This is a genomic window from Microcoleus sp. POL10_C6 (assembly GCF_036701585.1).
Lineage (GTDB): Bacteria > Cyanobacteriota > Cyanobacteriia > Cyanobacteriales > Microcoleaceae > Microcoleus.
This window is the reverse complement of sequence record NZ_JAUBRB010000025.1, coordinates 22,805-43,381: the sequence shown is the minus strand read 5'-3', so window position 1 is coordinate 43,381 and position 20,577 is coordinate 22,805. Positions and strand designations below refer to the sequence as shown.

The following is a 20,577-nucleotide window of genomic DNA, read 5'->3' as shown; positions in this document are numbered from 1 at the left end:
ATCTCAAGAACAAGCTTCGTCTTGAGTTTGTTGGTATTCCCATATCTGCACTGGTACAGAATCATTTAAGTAGGAAAGCAGCGATCGATCGAAGAATTGCAAACTCGGGCTTACACTTAACCAAAGTACGTCATTTGAACTAAACTTCATTTATTTTAAGTTGGATATCGAGTTATTCACAATTATAATTTATAGCCTTTCTCACAAATATGAGGTACTATAGGGCATAGGGCATACCTCACTTTTTTGAGAACCGCTGTATTTGCTAAATTTTGGGGGCGCGTTGAGTGCGTAATTTGATTTTCGCACATCATCTAATTGCCAAACCCGCCCTACCGTGAAGTCTACAAGCTAAATTCTCTCTTGAGTTGAGATACCCAAGATTTGATGCGCGATTCCGTCAGATCGGATTGGTTGTCTTCATCAATAGCAAGACCCAAAAACTTGCCATCAACTACAGCTTTAGACTCATTAAAATCATAGCCATCTATCGGCCAATAACCAACTGTTTCACCGCCCTGTTCAGAAATCTTTTCAGCCAAAATCCCCATTGCATCCATAAAATTATCCGGGTAGCCTTCTTGGTCGCCAGTTCCCACATAAGCTACTTTTTTGCCACTAAAATCAATATCATCAAGTTCAGGCCAAAAGCCTTCCCAGTCGCTTTGCAGTTCGCCGATATTCCAAGTCGGACAAGCGATAATCAGAGATTCGTATTCCGCAAAATCATCATTTTCAACGCTGCCGATATCGTGCAAGGTCACGATATCGCCACCAAATTCATCTCGGATCATTTCAGCTACCGACTCAGTTTTCCCAGTTGTAGTTCCGTAGAAAAGACCAATTGATTTCGACATTGTTACTCCGAAGGTGAAATTGGATAGTGCTTGAGGGTTGTTTTTTTTGAGTCAGGATTTGGCATTTCCTGCCTGCAATTCAGACAAAAACAGTAGACACGGTTGTGGCGAACCTGAGAAATTAGGGAGTCAAGGCAGCAAGGACACTGTTTTTTCATCTGCTTAAAGTTGAAAATTCATTAACCAAGCTGACTCACTCAAATCGGGGTCTGGTTCGCAGTCAATTAGTAACAAATTCAGCGTGGTTTGTACTTTTAGACTGCGCGGGATGCCGGCGGGTACAAACACAAATACTCCCGGTGTTAAAGTGACTTTTTGATTGCACACCGTGAGAGTTCCCACTCCTTCTAAGACGGTGATGGTTACATCTTTAAAGTTATCGAGGTCAGGTATTTCGGAATTTTTACCCAAACTCATCAGTTTTTGGCTGTCGGCTGGTTGTCCGTCGCTGATTGGCGAGGCTGACGCGGAAACTATTGCTGCTGTCACGGTGATTGACCTCCAGGTACTGTTAACTTCCGGCAGTTATTGCAATTAATATTCAATAAGCTACCATGCAATCTAGATAAATTGTCAATAGCCCAACATTAAGTTTTGTTGCAGTGGGCTGTGTATCTGGGTTTAAAAGCAGCGTTTGTACCCGTCAATTGAGACGGTGCGGTCATTTGGGTCAAAAAAACTGCGATTGGCGATTCGGTTCACCGCCAAATACTTGCTAATAGTTCTCATTTAATTATTAAAACACTCATCAGTCATCATAGGACTTACGCAGAAACCGGGTTTGATGGACGAAAATATTGCATCCCGGCTTTTGACACTAATGAAAAACCCGGTTTCTTTAGTCTTTATCCGTAAGTTCTACATCAGTCAACAGTTAACAAACAGCCCACCGCCAACAGTCAACAGCCAACAGTCAACAGTCAACACACTACTTCTTTGCCCCAACCCCAACATACATAATCGACTTATCCTCATTAATTTGGATTTTAAACAACCCTGATTTTTTGTAATCTATATAGTTAGCGAAATTAGATGTTAGAGTTTGAGAGACTTGTTTAAAAATACCCGCCGAAGGAAACACCTGCTTGCCGCGTGTAAAATCTTCCCAAAACCCGTACATTGCGGCTAACATAGCGCCAATTTCTCCAAACATATCAAAACCTTTAATTTCAATATAGCCAAAACCAATATCCTGCATTACCACAGATAGTTCCTCGGGGGTAATAAACTTCTCCCAATCGTGAACGCCCCGCCTAATTTCCTGCAAAATATTTTCCATCAGCCCAATCATCACAACTTGCGAGGAAAAAGTGCGGTTGATTGTATCAAAAAAGAACAGTCCCCCAGGCTTGAGAATTCTGTGAACCTCAGACACAACTTTTTTGTAATCGGCCACGTGTTCCAAAACATCCACGCAGATTACAACATCAAAGGTATTGTCGTCGTAGGGCATATTTTCGGCAAAACCTTGCTTGTAGTCAATCTCATAACCGCTGGTAACTGCGTGATTTTGAGCTGCTACAATACATTTGTCCGATCGATCTATTCCAGAAACAATAGCACCTCTCTGGGCCATAAACTCGCAAGAAAAGCCGCCGCCGCACCCGACATCTAAGGTTTTCAGCCCTTGCCAAGTAGTCGCGTGTCTGTCGAAAAACTCAAATCTGGGTTTATTTAGATGGTATAAGGCATAAATTTTAGCATTTTCGTCCCACCAATTATCGGCATTTTCCTCATAAAATTCTAAATCATTTTTTACTGCTGTTTTCTGCACGATTTTCTCTGTCCTGATTAGTGGAAAATATAGATGGCGATTGCACTTTTGCGTGATTTTATAGGAATGACGCCAAAAAAACCAATTTCTGTAGAAAATCGGATGTTTCGTGACGAGTTCACAGGCAGACACGGGTTTTTGAATCTGTGCGCGTAAGTTTTATTTTCTCGTGAGTTGTGAATCGCCACAGTTGTTTATTATAATATCTTTGGCATAAATTTCAACCAGATGGATCGCGTTTCTATTATCATCCCAGCCCTCAACGAAGCGACTTGTCTGGAACGCACCCTCCGCCAACTCAGCATTCTTAATCCTCCCGCTTGGGAAGTGTTGGTGGTAGACGGTGGCAGTCAAGACGAAACAGCGGCGATCGCACTTTCTGCCGGCATCCGCGTTATTTCTAGCAGTATAGCCGGACGATCCCTGCAAATGAACTTAGGTGCTCAAGTCGCCACCGGTGAAATTCTGTGCTTTCTCCACGCCGATACTTTAGTTCCCGACGACATTGTAGCAGTCATCCAGAAAACATTGTCCGATGCCGAAATTGCCGGCGGCGGGTTTATCTCCCTGATGGCTGGTTCGCAGCAAACAAGATGGGGTTTTTCCCTCCACAATTACCTAAAAACTTATTACGCGCCGCTGTTATTTCGACCTCATTTATTTTTCAAAGGATTGCGCCTGCTGTTTGGCGACCAAGTTATTTTTTGCCGCCGTACCGATTTTTGGGAATGCGCTGGTTTCGATGTCGCGCTGCCAATTATGGAGGAAGCGGATTTGTGTTTGAAGTTAGTGCGACGGGGGAGACTTAAGTTAGTCAATCGGGTAGTGGAAAGTAGCGACCGTCGAGTTGCAACTTGGGGCGAATTTAAAGCTATTGCGATCTATCTTTCTATTGGTTTTTTGTGGGGTTTTGGCGTTTCCCCAAGGTATCTCAAGCAGTTTTATGAAGACATCCGCTGAACACAAAATCCGCTTAAATTCCAAGAATGTACTGGCTGTATTTTGACGGCAAAACTTTATGCAACAGGTAAATAATCGCCCAACAACCTAACAAAGTCCCAGTAACTAAAAAGCCCAGCTTCAGCAGCGGATTTACCGGGTCAATAAACTTATAAAACACTAACAAGACATATTTCACTACTGTCGAATCCAGCAGATATATAGGGAATGAGTAAGCAGCCAATATTTTGACTAACCCAGACACTCTACTGGGAAGTGCAATATTCTTAGAAAATGCGAGGATCGACAATACGAACAAAATTGCGTATCCTTGAGCAGAGAGTTTAAAAAACGATCGGAGAAACCATTCCTCCGAATTAACTCCACTTTTTAGGTAAAATTCCAAAATGCTAGCTACATAAAAAAGGATGGTTGCCCCTAAAATTGGCATTTTCATCCGTTCGAGAACGGGTTGAATTCTGTCATAGGAGCTGCCCAAAAATAGACCAGTTGAAAATGGCAAAATCCAACTGAAAATCCAGCGCTCCATCAAAGGTAGAGGTATTGATATGTATTGGAAAGCGGTTAAGTAGAAGAAGATTGTAAAAATTGTTTGAATTGTTAAGCCCAAAGCCAAAACTTTTCTGGGTTCTAAAAATCTTAATTTCACGAGAAGCCACCACCAGCCGTAGCATTGAACAATCACAACGATGAAGTAATAGGGAGGCATCACTGAACCCGTCAAGATATCTCTGAGTAATGAAAGTAAGTCAAATTTTTGGATTTCTCCCAAATTATTTAAGATGTACAAAGCTACTGACCAAAACAGATAAGGGGGTATAATTTTTGACAGTCTTTTTTTGACTACCAGTGCGGGATTATTTTGATTTTCCAGTTTGTTGCTCAGAAAAAAACCGCTCAACAGTAAAAATGCAGGTACGCAAAATAGTTGAAATGTATCGATCGCCACAAATAAAATTCTGCGATCGCGAAATGTAAAGAACCCAGCATGAGTAATCACCACACTGACGATTGCTAAAGCTCGGATCAAATCAAATTCAGCGAACCGATTAGAAACTTTTTGCATGGTAAAAATTAGATTGTAAAAATTGGAACCCAATTAGGAATTTTTTGTCTGATGAGTTTTCACCAAACTCTAGCATAAAATTTTATATTTGCTCCTATCTTCACAAAACTTATGTCGGCAAAAATAAGTCACCGACTGCTGGGACTGAGAAATAAAGACTATAGAGACTATTGCGAAAAAAAGTCTACCTAAATTAGGTAGACTTTTAGAAATGTTCAAGCAATGAGTTCACTGTTGGCTAACCGTTGCTGTGATGGATGTGCGACGCAGAAACACTATCCAACTGATCGCGCCCGTTGCGGATCACGCGCAGCATATCGCTCAACTTGTGCTCGATATTATCGAGAACTTGGTCGGCATAATCGTCGGCTCCGTTTTGAATTTCCTCGCATTCAGCCATCGCCCTGACTCTCATCTCTTCCAATTCCTCTTGAGCCTGGTAGCGAATTTGTTCGACTTCCGCCAGCGTCGCCTGCTGAATTGCCTCGCAGTCGAGCAAAACTTGCTGTCGCAACTGATCTGCCTCTATCTTCGCCTGCTGGAGCAAGCCCATATCGTTTAAAATTTCTGCTGCTCGCTGTTCTGCTGCTTCTATCACTTCCTGAGCGTAAAGTTCCGCTTCTTGAAGCAAGTCGTCCTTGTGCCGGATGATCGTCTCGGCTTCCTGAAAGGCGATCGGCAAATTTAACCTCACCAAGTCTAACTGATCGAGCAACTGTTCTTCATCCACCAGAGTGCGTCTGGTCATGGGAATTCGCGGACTGTCGAGAACAATTTCCTCAAGCCGATTCAATTCCCGCTGGATGTCTACTCCTGCGGTTCGGGTGGGGTCTCCGAAGGTGGCTGTGTTCTGAGGTGATTCGTTCTCAGTGCCGCGTCCGGTAGTGTCGGGTTCGATGCGAGTTGGTTCCTGCTGGCGTAACATTTGTAAATATCTAGGGCGACGTGTTTCGGAACAAGATGATCTACGGAGCCACCAAACTTGGCTATTTCTTTAACTACACTACTACTTAAAAAGCTGTACTCGTTAGAAGTTGCCAAAAAAACTGTTTCAATTTCACCCAGAAGGGTTTTATTGGTGTGGGCCATCTGGAGTTCCATTTCAAAATCTGTTAATACCCGGAGCCCCCGCAGCAGCACTTTGGCTTGTCGAATCTTAGCATAGTTTACTGTCAAACCCTCAAAACTGTCTACTTCTACATTTTGCAAGTGTTGGGTAGAGCGCCGGATCTGCTCGATCCGTTCCTCTACGGTGAAGAGAGGGGTTTTGCTGGGGTTTCTGACTACGGTAACAATTACCCGGTCAAACAGTCTAGATCCCCGCTCGATAATGTCTGCGTGACCGAAGGTAATGGGGTCAAAGCTGCCTGGATAGATTGCAATCACGAGTTTGGCTCAACGAAGTGGGGAGTGGGGGAATGTGGGATAGGGGGAGAGAGTGTGTGGGGGAGTGGGAGAGTCTATTATCCTTGTATCCGTGTTAATCCGTGTAGTGCCTTCCTTCTGACAAATGACAACTGTCAACTGTCAACTGTCAACTGACATCTACTTTTTCATGGAATGAGCTTTGTAGAAAGTTTCGAGGCTTTGCTTGTCGCCCACAAACCGCCAATGCCAAGGCTCGTAACTGACGCCTTGGCGATTGTTTTTGGGGAAGGACATTTCAAAGCTGAAGGCGACGGCGTTGGCTTCTAACCACTTGAATGCTTCGGTATTTTCAAAACTGGGACTGAGGTTGTGTTCCGGGGCGGTGCCGTCGCCGATGTCGATCGCATAACCGGTGTGGTGTTCGCTGTAACCTGGAGGGGCGCTGACTTCGGCTCGCTTGCTGGCGTTTTGCCTGCGTTCGGCTTTCACGTCAAAAAATACGTGCTGTTGGTCTTGCAGGGAGCGAAAGCCGGATATGGGAGCGAAATAGATGCCTGATGCCGCTGCGGCGTTGACCATTTCCTGATATTTTGCTGCTGCTGAGGAGCGGAGTTTGACGCTACCGTCGGAGGTGACGCCTACTAAGTCTTTGGCTGGTGCTTCTGGGTACGGCAAGTGTCCCAGCAGGTTTTCTGGGATTGCGGGGACTTTTGGGGTGGTAGCTGGACTCGCGACAGACGGAGACGCGGAACTTGTCGGCGCTGAGTCTTGTTGAGTTTGCTCTGCCTGACTGGTGGCGGGGAACAAGTTAAAGTTGAGGTGCAGCCAGATGCTGACCCCAAAGGCTAGTGCGGCCAACCCTAGCAGTTTCCAAATCAGCCCTTTTTTCTTAGACTGACTCTGCCCTGCTTCTGGGTATGGGTGATCTCGCACTGCTTCTGGAATTTCGTCGGCGACAAGCTCCGAGGCTTGCGGGGGTTTTCTTGACAGACTAGCGTTATCCAAGCCAGCTCCACTCCTGCACTTCAATAAGGCTCAACGTTAAAAATTGTAGACCGATATGGGCGATCGAACAGCTACAATTGCCGCTGAGAATATATCATCTCTTTCAGACTTCGCCCCGTCCCATCCGCCAACTCTCGCATCTGTTGCTTGGGCCCACAGTCGATCGTCCCTGCGAGGCCGAACTGGTTGGCGCTGGTAGCGCTGGTTTATTTTAAGTGTAATTTGTTACTGTTCCACAAAATCCAACAATTCTTCGATCGACACATCAAACGTCCGGGCCAATTTTAGCAGAGCACTGATGTCAGCCATTGCCATACCGGGCGATCGGGCATAACTTTTAACAGTATTGTAGGATACTCCAGAGCGATCGGCTACTTCCTTCAGCGTCCAACCTTCCCTAGCCGCCAACTCTCTAATTCGCAATTTAACCAATTCGCCTCTTGACATTAGGGTGAAATTTCACCTCACTCTATATATGAGATATAAAGCGCCGCCCAGCGCCACCGCATTCCCGGCGCCTAATCTTCCACAACCTCAAACAAATCTTCAATCAACAAATCAAAAGTTCGAGCTAATTTTTGCAAATGAGTAACGTCAACCGTTGCTAACCCCGGCGAACGAGCATAATTCTTAAGCGTGCTGTAGTGAACTCCCGATCGCTCAGAAACCTCTGTCAAAGTCCAACCCTTCTCGGCAGCCAGCTCTCGAATCCGCAACTTAACCAATCCCATTTATTGACAATAGACCAGTATTGGCCTTAAAATATTTACATCATAAATAGCGATCGCCCCCCGGCCTCGAAAACTGAAGAGCGAACAGCTATTTATTCAAATGACCGACAATTTGGCATTCACCAACAAAAAGTAGGATTCACCAACAAAAAGTCGGATTCACCCAAAATCAAGTCGGATTCACCCCAAACAAGTCGCAGTCACCCCAAACAAGTCGGAGTCACCAAGTCACCAACCATGATACCAAAACAAAACTCAGAAGCCAAGCAAATAAATCCACTTGCTCGCTTTGTCACCAAAGAAGCAGTTGCCAAAGTCTTGAAAGTCAAGCCAGAACAGATTCGGGACATTCGCTGCTGGGCTTACGTCATCCATGTTGTGGGAGTTGGCATCAGCCAATTTGTCAGCTACGCAGATATGCCGCCAATTTTAGGAGTCGAACCGCCGACGCTGCAAGACTGCATCCGGTGGCGGAAACGCTGGAGAATCAGCCAACATCAAGCACCGATATTTTGGGTAGATTTTTATGAGGGGAAATTTCGGCAGTCTCGCGGTGTGGAAGAACTCTACAACTGGGGTAAGTTGGTAGGTAAGATTAAGCACGGGTTGTCAGAATTGCAGGTGGAGTTGCTGCGGAACATTTATTGTGTGGTGAAAGAGTGTATTGAGGCTTTTTGAGGAGAGGAGCGGATTTTGTCCCTACTTTTTGTGAGTTGCAAATAACAGTCGCTCGGATTGCAGAGGCAAATTTGTTAAGCAATCGATCGCTTTTACTCAAGGTTAATTTGATGATGAATTTGAAGCCCGATCTCCCCGAAGATCGCGCTCCCGTCTAGCACAAACTACAATACTCAAGCCTTTGAAAGAGAAGCTGCGCTCTATGGGGCGGTCGTCCTATTAAGCAAAACACCCAATGTATTTCGTTGCCGCCAACAGTCCAGCGATCGTTAGACTTAGAGAAAAACCCGAACTGACCCCATATATTAACTGGGAGGTGTCCAGGGGGGGCATTTAAATTGTAAGTGAGCTCGTCGCGGTACATCCATTTGCCGTCGGCGCGCCATCCGACGCGATCGCCCAACATATTCCAATCTTTGTAGAGAATCTCCCAAATCCGCTTCTGGACACTAAGACCAAAACGGCCTTTTCTGTACTTTAACCAGAGTTGGTCTATGGTAAGCAGGTCTTCGCAGAAAAAGCCTTTGATGTCTGCCAATAAGATGTCTGCTGGATGTTCTCTTCCTAAAACTTACTTCAGCTTGTAAACTGTTTCATCATCAGCTTCTTTCCACTTTTGGGCAGCTAATAAATTCCGCAGATTGCTGTAATCTACTCCTACTGCTGAAATTAAATTGTCATTGTTTATCATTGAATAAATCCCTCTCTCAATTGCTACCTGACTAAGATAAACGACATTCAAGCAAGCTCGATCGCCCAAAATCAAACATTACCAACTTCCGCCAACTCAGCAGCACTAACAGAATCTTTCTCTTCCCCTTTATCCCCTTCATCAACCGCAACTGTTAACTTCAATCCCAAAACCTTCAGCCAACTTGCCAAAACATAAATTGTCGCACTTCCTTCTCCCGACAACAAAACATCTAATTTTTCCAAATGCAATTTAGCATCCTCAGCAGACATATTTGGTTCGCCAAGAGCCTCAAATACATTGCTAAGTGCGAGTTCCAGCAAACCAGGTTCAGGCTCTTCGTCTTCCAAATGCGCTGTTAGATAAGCCGCAGCGTGTATTTTATCCTTGAGCGCTCCTATCAGATAGCCCTGGTAACTATCGCTCGTTGGCATTTTCGCGTTCTCCATATTCTTTCCAATACTCATACGCTTTGCGGATATCTTGTTCTTGAGTGCTTTTATCCCCACCGCAGAGAAGAAGAACTATTGTTGACCCCAATTGTCCGAAGTACACGCGATACCCCGGCCCAAAATCAATTTTTAATTCGCAGACTCCTTCCCCAACAGACTTGCTGTTTCCTAAATTCCCTAAGCGAACTCGGTCAAGCCTTTGCTCAATTTTAACTACCGCATTCAAATCTCGCAGGGAACTAAGCCACTCTGCGAAAGGATTTCTACCGTCTGGGGTAATATAACGTCTAATTTCCCTCGGTTGTACTTCCATAAAGTCGATCGTACTTGCAGCCTCATCTTAATACGGGCGATCGCCCCCTATCAAAGCTTCTTCACCTGGGCCAACTCAAAATTACCGATCGAAAAAAACTCTGCCGTCAGGCGTGGTGTAACACTCAATTTCACGCTTGTTGCGCTTCCATAATCTTGATTCTAGCGACGATCGCACTCCAATCTTACAGCCGCGCTCGATCGGCCCTTGACTCCATGCGCTACAATTATTAAGAAATCTTTAGTTAGATCCGTTTAACGTTCCAGACGCATTATGAGTCTTCCCATTCGCAACGTCGCCATCATTGCTCACGTCGATCACGGCAAAACCACCCTTGTGGACGCTCTCCTCAGACAGTCCGGGATCTTCCGCGAAGGGGAAGAAATCCCAGATTGCGTCATGGACTCCAACGACATCGAGCGCGAACGTGGCATTACCATCCTTTCCAAAAACACCGCCGTCAGGTACGGAGAAACCCTGATCAACATCGTCGATACCCCCGGACACGCGGACTTCGGCGGAGAAGTCGAACGAGTTCTCGGCATGGTTGACGGCTGTCTGCTGATCGTAGACGCCAACGAAGGCCCGATGCCGCAAACCCGCTTCGTGCTCAAAAAAGCCCTAGAAAAAGGACTGCGACCGATCGTTTTTGTCAATAAGATCGATCGCGAGCGAGCCGACCCCCACAAAGCCGTCGATAAAGTTTTGGATCTGTTCCTCGAACTAGGCGCTGACGACGATCAGTGCGAATTTCCCTATCTCTTCGGTTCCGGCTTAAGCGGTTACGCCAAAAAACACCTCGAAGACGAAGGGGTAGATATGAAGCCCCTCTTTGAAGAAATCCTCGACCACGTACCACCCCCCGTAGGCGACCCCAACAAGCCACTACAACTGCAAGTAACCACCTTAGATTACTCAGAATACGTCGGTCGCATCGTCATCGGCCGCATCCACAACGGCACGATTAGAATCGGTCAACAAGCAGTCTTAATCACCGAAAGTGGCGCGATTGTCAAATCAAAAATTACCAAATTGATGGGCTTTGAAGGCTTGAAGCGGATTGATATCCCAGAATCTTCTGCTGGTAATCTTGTCGCCGTTGCTGGTTTTGCTGATGCGTATATTGGCGAGACAATTACCTGTCCCAACGACCCGCAAGCACTGCCTTTAATCAAAGTAGACGAACCAACTTTGCAGATGACTTTCTCTGTGAACGATTCGCCGTTCTGCGGTCAAGAAGGTAGTTTGGTAACATCGCGACAAATTCGCGATCGGCTAATGCGAGAACTCCAAACCAACGTCGCCTTGCGCGTCGAAGAAACCGAATCTCCCGACAAATTCCTCGTATCCGGCCGCGGCGAACTCCACCTCGGAATCCTGATCGAAAATATGCGTCGCGAAGGATACGAATTCCAAGTATCTCAACCGCAAGTAATCTACCGCGAAATCGGCGGTCGTCCCTGCGAACCTTTTGAATGTTTGGTGTTAGATGTACCCGAAGAAGCAGTCGGCGGCTGCATCGAACGGCTCGGTCAGCGGAAAGCAGAAATGCAAGATATGCACGTCAGCAGCACCGGTCGCACCCAAATCGAATTTTCAGTCCCCGCTCGCGGTTTGATTGGATTCCGAGGCGAGTTTATGCGCTTGACTCGCGGCGCTGGAATTATGAACCATAGCTTCCTCGACTATCGCCCCCTCGGTGGAGAAATTATCGCCCGTCGCAACGGAGTATTGATTTCCTTTGAAGAAGGAGTTGCAACTACTTATTCACTGAAAAATGCTGAAGACCGTGGCGTATTTTTCATTACCCCCGGAACCAAGGTTTACAGAGGAATGATTATCGGCGAAAACAACCGAGATGAAGACATGGAGCTGAATATTTGCAAGTCGAAGCAGTTGACAAACCACCGCGCATCTGGCGGTGAAGAATTGGCGCAATTGCAAGCACCAGTCGATATGAGTTTGGAACGCGCTTTGGAGTACATCGGCCAGGATGAATTGGTGGAAGTAACACCGAAATCAATTCGCTTGCGGAAGGTGTCTAAGAAGTTAGTCAAACGCTAAAAAAACTTGTAGGGTGCTCTTCGGCGCACCTTACTGGTGAAACGCTAAAAAAACTTGTAGGGTGCTCTTCGGCGCACCTTACTTTCTGTCGGCCGTAAAAACCTGCCAGAACTTAAAAAATTATATATTATCTAATTTTGCGTTGGTTATTTTATATCAATTCCGGTTGCCATCCTTCGGAATTGTTGACTGTTGGCTGTTGACGGGCGGGTCGAAAAACTGAATGATTGAGTGTTAACTGTTGACTCGATTTTATTATTCCGATGCAACCGGAAACGATATTACTTAATTTTCCACTTGAAAGCTGATATTTATCGGTAGGTATTTCCCCGAAAGCCTTTAAACACCATGCAAATAAGGTTTTCAGAGAAGCACAAGTATTCGGATTAGATAAAACCTTTTCAACATTAAGTCCATCGAGACTTCGGCAGCCGTGTTCCTTTTCATTAAATCCAGAATATATCTTTTTTAGTGCACCTTTGGGATGGCTAATAATTTGATTTTTTTATTATTTATTTCTATATCATAGCCTGCTTTTCATGTCAATTGGCATATCGGACTGCTCAGGGGCGATCGCGCGCTGAACAAAGTCACACAATATGTTTTAATTTATATTTGAGCAAAATCCAAACAAAGCCAGCCATGAGTCCTAAATCAATAGCCGTAATCAACTTCAAAGGCGGTGTCGGAAAGACTACCGTCACTTGGAGTCTGGGAAATATTATATCCCAAGGAACCGACTTAGAAGTCTTGATGTTAGACTTAGATCCTCAAATGTCGCTCACAGAGGCGATCGGACTTAACGAAAATACAGGTCATTTAGATGACAAGTTTGGTAAGTGGTACGAAAAATCTCTCAAGCATAGACTGACAATTTACGACGCTCTAGAAGTCTTTAAAAAAGCCGGACAGAATTTTAAATTCCCCGTTGGTTTCGACACCATTTATCAGATTGACGAACAGTTGCATTTTGTCCCTTCAGTTGAAGAATTGTATTGGTTGGATATCGATGGATTTGAGGGGAAAAGTGTTAAAGACTTCATCCGCCGATTCATCGGAAAAATCGCCAACTCTGCCAATCTCCCCAAATACGACTTGATGCTTTTTGACTGTTCGCCTTCCTTCAGTCTCCTCACCTACAGCGTACTCTCTTGCTGCGACTTAATATTAATTCCCGTCAATCCCGATTATTTTGGTTCTAGGGGATTGAGTTTAGTTTTAAACTCGCTTCAGAAACGGATTGAGCCTTATCCGTTTCCCAAGATAGCAGTCTTTATGAATAAAGCTAAAACCTATGGAGGATTGCTGACAAATGAAGTTCAGTTTTACATGAGAGAAGTAAAGAGACTTTGCGACGAGATATCAAAAGATAATAACATAGAAGTTAGATTTTTAGAATCGACGATTCGGGAAAGCGTGGGGCTAAAACGGGCGATTAATGAGGGAGAACTGCCGCGAGAATTAGTTAGAGAATTTGAAAAACTATGGCGCGAGTGTGAGGAGTATCTGAAATGAGTAAAAAAGAAAGTTTGGCTGCTTCCGAACAAGAAAGCGGGGGGTTAGTTGAGGAAATTGGCGAACTTAAGGAAATCTTGCGGGACGTTGCTCGAAAATTAACCCGGCTTGAGACTCAAGTCAAGCGGGGAGTTGTTTCTGCTAGCTCAAAAACTTCGGATATTACCAGGGGTGCTGATGTTAATAAACCTGTTAATTTATCGGCTGCCAATGTTCTAGAAGTTTATGAAGAACTGCGTTTACAAGCTAAGAATGGTAATGAAGAAGAGGTGAGGAAAAAATTGTTGACAATGAGTGCAACTGACTTGAACTTGATGTGTTGCGAGTTAGGGATGCCTCCCAGCAGCAAGAATCCGTCCCGCAAAAAAATGTTCGAGCTAATTATTGGCAGAATTAAACAGAGTTTGAGGCTATCGAGACATATCGACAGACAAACACTTTAAAAATTAGCAGATGAATCGATAAAATGCGTTTTAACTTGCATTTCCCGCTGCGATATGGCACAGGCAAGATGCCCGTTCCACAAAAGCCTGTTCCACAAGAGTTGAAGTTGAGTGTGGTGTGGGCATCTTGGCCGCCCCTGAAAAGCTCGTTGCAAATTCTGCAACTTTTCAGCTTCCATAAATTATGGCTGATAAGTGCGATCGCCCTAATCTCCCTAACACTCTCAATCACCTTGTTTTTGAGCCTTCACAGCCCTCCCCCAACCGCAGTCCAAAAACCAAGGATACTAGCGTTTACCGCCCTCCAGATGCGCGGCAGCGAGGTGAGAAACAATTTATTTGCCCTCAATGCTAGCAGTTCCTCCCGCCGCGAACTTGCACCCAATATAGATGTTAGCCCTCCCCTAGTTTGGTCGCCCAACGGTCAGCGACTGGCTTTTGTTAGCGGATATACTGACATCTATACAGTCAATGCTGAAGGTTCTCGACTAACTAAACAGTTTGCTGGGGATGCTTGCAAAGCAGCTAATTTTGCAATAGCTTGGTTTTCCAACAGCCAGAAATTTATTTTTGCCCGTTCTTGCGACGGTTTTACCTCTGATGATCCCGGTAGCCAATCACTTTATACAAGCGACACTTCTGGCATTCAAGGAACTAAATTAGTTAGGGATTTGGAAGTAGGAGGATATCCGCCTAAAACAGAAATTTCATCGGAATTTTACATTTCGCCGGACGGCCAGCAGGTAGCATTTGTCAAGGATAGAAATATCTACAAAATGAATGCCGACGGTTCGGGAATTACCAAACTAACTAAAAGTCCCGGCGAATATGTATCTGGCGGCAGTCAACTTGTTTGGTCGCCCGATCGCACAAAAATTGCTTTCCTGTTCGGCGCTTATCCGAAACAGCAAATTTACACAATTAATGCCGATGGAACCAACCTCAAAAATTTGACGAACCACCCGCAAAATCAGGTTTACAACGTCAAAATATTTTGGTCGCCCGACAGCAGCCGGATTGCTTACTATTATAATAAACCCGGCGATTCATCAGGCGAACAGCAAGATATCTACCTGCTCGACATTAACCGGGGGACGGCCAAGAACCTCACCCAAAAACCAAGAAACTACGACGAAATTTCGTGGTCGCCGGATGGCAAAGTTATTGCTTTCGTCGCTGGAGAGTTCAATAATCAAAAACTCTACACAATCAATGCTGACGGGAACCAGCTAAATCAACTAGCTACCAGACTAAAACCGTCGGGAATTTCAGAATTAGCTTGGTCTACTGACAGCAAGCAAATTGCTTTTATATTTAACGAAATCCAAGGAGACAAAAGCAACTTGTATGTAATTAATCGGGATAGTTCGGCATTGACTAAATTGACAAACGACCAGGATTTAAATGCGAGCAATCCGGTTTGGCAACCGCAGTAAACTTAAAATCCCAAATATACTATAGGGGGGTTTAGCACAGATAAACCCAGAATTGCGGGCTATATTGGCACTACCCTGGAGGGAAAGCGGGTTAATAAACAAGAAAATATCCACCCAACTCAACACTCAAAATTATTCTCAAATTGGGGAAGATGCAATAATTTTTTTCTCCTTTAAGGGCTGGTGAACTTGCAATTCATTTGACTCAACTTCCTGCTGTTTTTCATCTTGCACCTGTTTATCAATTTTGGGCAACTTTAAAATCGCCCCAGCCAAAACCCAATAATACACGGACACTGGATCTACATCCAGCGGATAGTATTGAGTATTGATCGTAATAAATGCAACAAACACCCAAAAACTAGCTCCGTAACTCCGCAAACTTTTGTCCTTGACTGATCTGTAAGATCTAAAAGTTAGAAAAGCTAAGTGTAAAAGCATCACCTGAAAACTAATCATTCCCGGATAACCGAGTTCGTAGATCAACTTAGGTTGGAAAGTTTCAATTAACTGCGTAGCACCAAATATTCGCGTTGAATTAGTGGCTCGTCCCACACCTTTACCAAGAGGTTTGTCAATGATAAAATTGTTGCTCTGCTCGAACTGATTAAAGAGAAATTGCTGGGGCGGTGCAGCATTCCAGCGACTAACAAAACTATCCCACCGTTGCTCGATAATTCCCGGGTTAATAGCTGCACCGATAAATAGCAGAATCGCCAGTCCGACACCAATGGGAATAAATCGTTTTAAATTAACTAATTGACCGGTGAGAAGTAGCAGGATTGCTGTAGCAAGGGGAACCATAACTAAAGCAGCTCTTTGACCGGAAATAACTGCATTGGCAAATACTAATGCCATGCCCAATAAACCGATAACTCGCCACCAGAATGAAGGATCGCAAAAAGCAGAGGCAAAGGTTAAAAAAGCATTAGAAATTAAAAACCACGCCCACTGCCAAGGCGCGACAAAAGTTCCCGGCAAGCGGACCATCTTGACTTCTGGACTGAACACCAAAGAACCGCCGACAAAACATCTAGCTTCCAGCGTTGCTTTATATAATTCGGCTCCGGTCATTCCTCTGGTTCCTGCACACTTTCCACTTTGCAGCAACAGGTACTGAATCAAACCGAGAAGGCAGCAAACGATCGCCAAAACGATGTGCATTCGACTAAAAAATACCAAATCCTTCTTGGTGCGGAGCAGATAATAGGTACAAGCAATCAGCGGTATGTAACCTATCAATACTTTTAAGCCGAGAATTCCTTGCAGAATTGGTTTGTCGCCCGCCCTAGGGTTGAGCTGCATCTCCCCGTTGACAAAAATTAAAGTCAGCATTGCCATCATCAACAGGATGCTAAAGGTAGAAAGCATTTGTTTGGGAATGAACAGGCGCAACTGTTTCTTTTTGCAGCTTTGAATTAGGGCGATGAGGGCTGGTATGTAGAAAGCATCTTTGGCTACTTGAAATGCAGCATTCCCGCCGCCAATTGCGTAAGTAATTGTACCACTGAAAGGCAGGTAAATTAGAAAAGCCCACAAAGCTTGACGGGGGTATTTGTAGGAAAGCAGCAAGATGCCTGCGGCTGCGCCTCCTGCAATAGCAATCTTAGGGCCAGCTAGGAACAACAGGGGGATGCTGAGAGCAACGGTGACTAAGCAGCTTATGGCGATCGCCTGCACCAATTCATTGCGCTTTTGTGAAGTTTTGCGTTTTTGTGCTGCTACTTCTTTTTTGCTGAGCGCTGTGGTTTTTTCGCTGTGCTTGTGTTTGGATTTCTTGGATTTGCGCTTGGTTTTCAACATAACTTCTAAAAGGCACTTATGTAGAAGGCTGAAGGCACTCTGATGTAGAAGGCACTCTGATGTACAAGGTAGAAGGCAGAATGAAGAAAATCAAAAATAGGTCGGCAGATATGGTTACTTATTCTTAAAGTCAAGATAAGAAAAAGTCTCGGTCGAGATTGTGGGTGTGACGGAGGCACAAATTACACTGGGGATCTTGTAGAATATAACTGCTGCATCTATAATGTACAAAAATGTACAAATCTCGAAAGAAAAAATAATTTTAATGTAGCGGTGAATATGAAATTAACAAAATTTGTATCGATCGGCATTGTCCTACTTTTAGGAACAAGCGGGAGCATATTATCTAGCAGCAGTAGAGCATTAGGGGCAGAAAAAGTTGTCCTCACATTTGGCCCGATCAGACAAGCCATCAATGTCAGCGACTTAGAAGAATTTGCTAAAAACGGCACGACGACGCCAACCCTCCAACAAATTATCCGGTTCTCCAAAATGGACCCGCAAATACTGCGGGGGTTCATGGGTTTAGAAATTGGTTTAAAGCCTGCTAATCTGGCGAGGGTAGTTTACAGCACTCCGGGAGAAAAAATCACTGACGACATCGGTCAAGCAATTCGGACTCAGCGCCGCACAGAAAGTGGGAAAGCTTTGCGGGCAGCGGTGATCCTGGCATCCGGGGATGACGGTAAGGTATCGCTGCTAGAAATCCTGAAAAAGTATCCTCTCAACGAGGTTTACGTAGATGTTGCCAGCCTTCGCACCGCTTTTGGGAAAGTTCAGAGTATAGCCGGAACTCTGCGAAGCCTGCTTCAAGATGTGACGCGATCGACAACTCGCACAAGTGAAACAACTAGCCCCGAAAGCCCGATCGAACCTCGCCGCAGCGTGCAGCCCACAACTCCGCCTCCAGCGCCGCGCCGCGCCGCCCCCTTGCCAGCACCCGCACCGCAGCCTGTGACGCCGGTCAGAGGGCTTTGGTAAAAAAATCATAAATGTCTCATAAAGGCGGGTTGAAGCGGCTGTTGTGGCATTCTGCAGACACTTTTGAGACCAAACCTGCCCCCGCCCTACCCCTATCCCAACCCCCAAAAGGGTTAGGACTTTTGTGGAAATTCCCAAAGCAATCAATTTTTCTTTAGCAATTTTTTGAGCAATTTAGGAATCTCTGAAGGTCGAGCCGCCACAGGTATGTCCGCCTCTTCAAAGGCAGCCATTTTGTTTGGGGCCGTAACTCCAAAGGCTTTCTGGGCAGCCGCCCGAGAACTGATCAGGATGCCGGCGTGGCCCAAAGACGGCCCCTTGGGAGCGTAGCGGCCGGCCAGATAAGCAACCACGGGTTTGTCGATCGCCGAAGCGATGTAAGAAGCAGCAGCTTGTTCACTCCACCCGCCAACTTCCCCCACTAAAACCATCGCTTCGGTACTGTCGTCTTCGTCCAAAATTTGCAGCCACTGCATAAAAGAAGAACCGACAATCGCGTCGCAGCCAATACAAACCGCCATCGACTGTCCCAACCCAGCCTCCGTCAGTTCTAGGGCAACTTCGTAAGTCAAAGTGCTGCTGCGGCTGATCACTCCCACCGGGCCGGGAGTGTAGAATTCCTTGGGGTGAGTTCCCAGCAGCAGTTTGTCGGGCACAATAATCCCCGGACTGTTGGGCCCGATTACCAAAGTTTCGGTGGCTTCTGCTTTTCTGACTAAGTGCACCATATCCAGAGGAGGCACTCCCCCAGTAACGATCGCGATTTGCCGAATTCCTCCGGCGATCGCTTCTAAAGCAGCATCCAGCACCGAGTAAGCGTCTACCAAAATTACCGCAGTGTCAACGTGACCCACTGCCGCCACTGCTTGTTCTACCAAATCAAAAATCGGAATTCCCTCCACTTCCTGCCCCCCCCGACCGGGACTAACACCGGCGACTACATTCGTGCCGTATGCTTTCATCATCAGGGCGGCGCGGGTGGACGCGGGAGATTCTGTAATGCCCTGTACTAGGACTTTGCTTTCAGGAGTTAAATTCATTTTTTCCCACTTGACACTCGATCTGTTAAAAGCAGAAGGCCTTCATCTGTACAGAAATCTCGTTTTTTGCCGATCGACTGCCGCTACTTGGCGGAGGATACAGAAGCGGCCGCGGCCTCATCCAAAGTGCTAGCTAACTGCACCGGCAACTGTCCCAAACGCTTTTTAACAGCATCAGCATCGATCTCTACCAGCCGCAGCACAATTTGGATGTGGCGGTTAGCGCGAGCTTTCCGTTCCAAATAGACGGCTACTGCAGCAATTATTTCCTCGGTCTTGGAGGCGCTGCCCAAAATATTTACAAGTATCACCTTAACGCTTTTATCCTGAGCGACTAACTCCAGACCCAACTCCACGCGATCGCGCAGGGCATTTGCTGCATAGTAGCGGTCTAGGGAACCAATATTCACAAAATTAGCGGGTTTTCCTCCTTGGTGGGTTACAGCATCTAAAGTTGCCATTGTCAGGCCCACTCCGTTGCACAAAATCGCGATATTCCCGTCTAGTTCGATTAATTGCAGGGATTCGGAATTCGAGATTGGGGATTTAGATTTGGGGTCAAACTCCGGCGACTGCTGAACTTTGGACTGGGAATGGGAGCGATCGCCCGCAGCATGGGGACTTCTTCTTTCCCGTGCCAACCCGCCCAAGAGCTTCTTCTCCGAGAGTGCTGCCAAATCTGGATGTCGTCCCAAGGCATCGTCGTTGGCGGTGACTTTACCGTCTAAAGCCATTACCTCTCCCCTTGGACTGATGCCGAGAGGATTGATTTCTACTAGGTCTAAATCTTTTTCGACAAACAGCCGGTACATTTTTTCGACAATGGTGCTCACCGATTGAATCAAGTCTCCCTGCAATCCCATTTTCAGCGTGAGACGCCTCGCGTAGAATGGGGAAAATTCTTGATCTACGGCAACTTGCTGCATTTGCTCGATCGACCCTTCGACATCCATACCTCCTTGTCTCGATCCCAGAAGCACCGGGCGACGGGCTACGGGGTCTAGGAGTACCGCTAAGTACAATTCTTGGTCGGCGTTGTACTTTGCTTCTGCCAGCAGGACTTGGGGATATTCATCCTCGATCGGCAAATTAAAAATTGTTTGGGCGGCAGCTACTGCATCGATCGTATTTTCTACAAACTTGATACCGCCCGCCCTGCCCCGTCCCCCAGCCCGCACTTGCGATTTGAGTACAACGGGGTAAGGAATTTTCAGTCCTTTGAGGTCGGCGGGATTGTCAATCCGCTGCGACGGCAAAATCGGAATTGCCATCTGTCGAAATAAAGATTTAGCTTGGTACTCTAACAAATCCATTATCAATTACGGGTGACGGGTAGTTGGCAACAAGCAATTCGTCCTAATTGGCAATTCATAATTAATAGATAGTAATTGGTTTTTTGT

24 protein-coding genes are annotated in these 20,577 nt (G+C 45.8%); 8 read left to right on the top strand and 16 right to left on the bottom strand.

Annotation, left to right across the window (positions count from 1 at the left end):
• Positions 1-3: 3 nt before the first annotated feature.
• The 4 genes from QUA34_RS16000 to ubiG form a co-directional block, all read right to left on the bottom strand.
• Entirely contained in the window at positions 4-150 is a 147-nt protein-coding gene (locus QUA34_RS16000) for a hypothetical protein (protein ID WP_333328941.1), read from the bottom strand.
• Between the two features lie 194 nt (positions 151-344).
• Positions 345-857, bottom strand: a complete 513-nt coding sequence (fldA, locus tag QUA34_RS15995) for a flavodoxin FldA (protein ID WP_333328944.1) — start codon at positions 855-857, stop codon at positions 345-347.
• Positions 858-1,019: 162 nt separating this feature from the next.
• Positions 1,020-1,346 (bottom strand): cupin domain-containing protein, encoded by a 327-nt coding sequence (locus QUA34_RS15990; protein WP_333328947.1) that lies wholly within the window; start codon positions 1,344-1,346, stop codon positions 1,020-1,022.
• A 439-nt stretch (positions 1,347-1,785) separates the two neighbouring features.
• The gene (ubiG, locus tag QUA34_RS15985) at positions 1,786-2,631 is read right to left on the bottom strand and encodes a bifunctional 2-polyprenyl-6-hydroxyphenol methylase/3-demethylubiquinol 3-O-methyltransferase UbiG (protein WP_333328950.1); all 846 of its coding nucleotides are present in this window, start codon (positions 2,629-2,631) and stop codon (positions 1,786-1,788) included.
• 228 nt (positions 2,632-2,859) lie between these two features.
• Between ubiG and QUA34_RS15980 the strand changes: the two genes are divergently transcribed.
• A complete protein-coding gene (locus QUA34_RS15980; protein WP_333388133.1) occupies positions 2,860-3,591 on the top strand; it encodes a TIGR04283 family arsenosugar biosynthesis glycosyltransferase in 732 nt (243 codons plus the stop codon).
• A 13-nt stretch (positions 3,592-3,604) separates the two neighbouring features.
• On the opposite strand, the gene QUA34_RS15975 is transcribed toward QUA34_RS15980, so the two are convergent.
• The 4 genes from QUA34_RS15975 to QUA34_RS15960 form a co-directional block, all read right to left on the bottom strand.
• On the bottom strand, positions 3,605-4,657 hold the full coding sequence (locus tag QUA34_RS15975) for an acyltransferase (protein ID WP_333388130.1): 1,053 nt from the start codon (positions 4,655-4,657) through the stop codon (positions 3,605-3,607).
• A 238-nt stretch (positions 4,658-4,895) separates the two neighbouring features.
• Positions 4,896-5,582, bottom strand: coding sequence for a DivIVA domain-containing protein (locus QUA34_RS15970; protein WP_333081909.1), 687 nt, complete (start codon positions 5,580-5,582; stop codon positions 4,896-4,898).
• On the bottom strand, positions 5,465-6,043 hold the full coding sequence (gene coaD, locus QUA34_RS15965) for a pantetheine-phosphate adenylyltransferase (protein ID WP_333374185.1): 579 nt from the start codon (positions 6,041-6,043) through the stop codon (positions 5,465-5,467). The genes QUA34_RS15970 and coaD overlap by 118 nt, the downstream gene beginning before the upstream one ends.
• Positions 6,044-6,202: 159 nt before the next feature.
• Positions 6,203-7,030 carry a M15 family metallopeptidase gene (locus QUA34_RS15960; protein WP_333328958.1) on the bottom strand — a complete coding sequence of 276 codons (828 nt, stop codon included), beginning with the start codon at positions 7,028-7,030 and terminating at the stop codon, positions 6,203-6,205.
• A gap of 55 nt (positions 7,031-7,085) precedes the next feature.
• Between QUA34_RS15960 and QUA34_RS15955 the strand changes: the two genes are divergently transcribed.
• Positions 7,086-7,229, top strand: coding sequence for a hypothetical protein (locus tag QUA34_RS15955; RefSeq protein ID WP_333067808.1), 144 nt, complete (start codon positions 7,086-7,088; stop codon positions 7,227-7,229).
• Positions 7,230-7,255: 26 nt separating this feature from the next.
• On the opposite strand, the gene QUA34_RS15950 is transcribed toward QUA34_RS15955, so the two are convergent.
• Both QUA34_RS15950 and QUA34_RS15945 read right to left on the bottom strand, forming a co-directional pair.
• Positions 7,256-7,477, bottom strand: a complete 222-nt coding sequence (locus QUA34_RS15950) for a helix-turn-helix transcriptional regulator (RefSeq protein ID WP_333388126.1) — start codon at positions 7,475-7,477, stop codon at positions 7,256-7,258.
• Between the two features lie 71 nt (positions 7,478-7,548).
• Positions 7,549-7,761, bottom strand: coding sequence for a helix-turn-helix transcriptional regulator (locus QUA34_RS15945; protein ID WP_333140882.1), 213 nt, complete (start codon positions 7,759-7,761; stop codon positions 7,549-7,551).
• A gap of 237 nt (positions 7,762-7,998) precedes the next feature.
• Here QUA34_RS15945 and QUA34_RS15940 point away from each other — a divergent pair, with 237 nt between their 5' ends.
• Positions 7,999-8,439, top strand: a complete 441-nt coding sequence (locus QUA34_RS15940; RefSeq protein ID WP_333232893.1) for a hypothetical protein — start codon at positions 7,999-8,001, stop codon at positions 8,437-8,439.
• Between the two features lie 154 nt (positions 8,440-8,593).
• Here QUA34_RS15940 and QUA34_RS15935 read toward each other — a convergent pair whose 3' ends face one another.
• From QUA34_RS15935 to QUA34_RS15925, 3 genes are all read right to left on the bottom strand, one after another.
• Positions 8,594-8,977 (bottom strand): GUN4 domain-containing protein, encoded by a 384-nt coding sequence (locus QUA34_RS15935; protein WP_333328965.1) that lies wholly within the window; start codon positions 8,975-8,977, stop codon positions 8,594-8,596.
• Positions 8,978-9,201: 224 nt separating this feature from the next.
• Entirely contained in the window at positions 9,202-9,564 is a 363-nt protein-coding gene (locus QUA34_RS15930; RefSeq protein WP_333328968.1) for a transcriptional regulator, read from the bottom strand.
• On the bottom strand, positions 9,548-9,895 hold the full coding sequence (locus QUA34_RS15925; RefSeq protein WP_333328971.1) for a type II toxin-antitoxin system RelE/ParE family toxin: 348 nt from the start codon (positions 9,893-9,895) through the stop codon (positions 9,548-9,550). Before QUA34_RS15925 ends, QUA34_RS15930 begins: the two co-directional genes overlap by 17 nt.
• Before the next feature lie 273 nt (positions 9,896-10,168).
• On the opposite strand from QUA34_RS15925, the gene typA reads away from it, so the two are divergent.
• The 4 genes from typA (at position 10,169) to QUA34_RS15905 (ending at position 15,353) form a co-directional block, all read left to right on the top strand.
• Positions 10,169-11,959, top strand: coding sequence for a translational GTPase TypA (gene typA / locus QUA34_RS15920; RefSeq protein ID WP_333328976.1), 1,791 nt, complete (start codon positions 10,169-10,171; stop codon positions 11,957-11,959).
• A 642-nt stretch (positions 11,960-12,601) separates the two neighbouring features.
• Positions 12,602-13,474, top strand: a complete 873-nt coding sequence (locus QUA34_RS15915) for a ParA family protein (RefSeq protein ID WP_333029965.1) — start codon at positions 12,602-12,604, stop codon at positions 13,472-13,474.
• Positions 13,471-13,917, top strand: coding sequence for a hypothetical protein (locus QUA34_RS15910; RefSeq protein WP_333388120.1), 447 nt, complete (start codon positions 13,471-13,473; stop codon positions 13,915-13,917). The genes QUA34_RS15915 and QUA34_RS15910 overlap by 4 nt, the downstream gene beginning before the upstream one ends.
• Positions 13,918-13,940: 23 nt before the next feature.
• Positions 13,941-15,353, top strand: coding sequence for a hypothetical protein (locus tag QUA34_RS15905; protein ID WP_333388117.1), 1,413 nt, complete (start codon positions 13,941-13,943; stop codon positions 15,351-15,353).
• A 138-nt stretch (positions 15,354-15,491) separates the two neighbouring features.
• Here the strand turns inward: QUA34_RS15905 and hpsL are convergent, their stop codons facing one another.
• Positions 15,492-17,156, bottom strand: coding sequence for a hormogonium polysaccharide biosynthesis protein HpsL (gene hpsL, locus QUA34_RS15900; RefSeq protein ID WP_333388114.1), 1,665 nt, complete (start codon positions 17,154-17,156; stop codon positions 15,492-15,494).
• Between the two features lie 279 nt (positions 17,157-17,435).
• On the opposite strand from hpsL, the gene QUA34_RS15895 reads away from it, so the two are divergent.
• Positions 17,436-18,137, top strand: coding sequence for an alpha/beta hydrolase (locus tag QUA34_RS15895; RefSeq protein WP_333388111.1), 702 nt, complete (start codon positions 17,436-17,438; stop codon positions 18,135-18,137).
• Between the two features lie 143 nt (positions 18,138-18,280).
• On the opposite strand, the gene QUA34_RS15890 is transcribed toward QUA34_RS15895, so the two are convergent.
• Positions 18,281-19,177, bottom strand: coding sequence for a CoA-binding protein (locus tag QUA34_RS15890; RefSeq protein ID WP_333388109.1), 897 nt, complete (start codon positions 19,175-19,177; stop codon positions 18,281-18,283).
• 83 nt (positions 19,178-19,260) lie between these two features.
• Positions 19,261-20,490: a succinate--CoA ligase subunit beta gene (locus QUA34_RS15885; protein ID WP_333323034.1), complete on the bottom strand. Its 1,230-nt coding sequence runs from the start codon at positions 20,488-20,490 to the stop codon at positions 19,261-19,263.
• Positions 20,491-20,577: the final 87 nt, after the last annotated feature.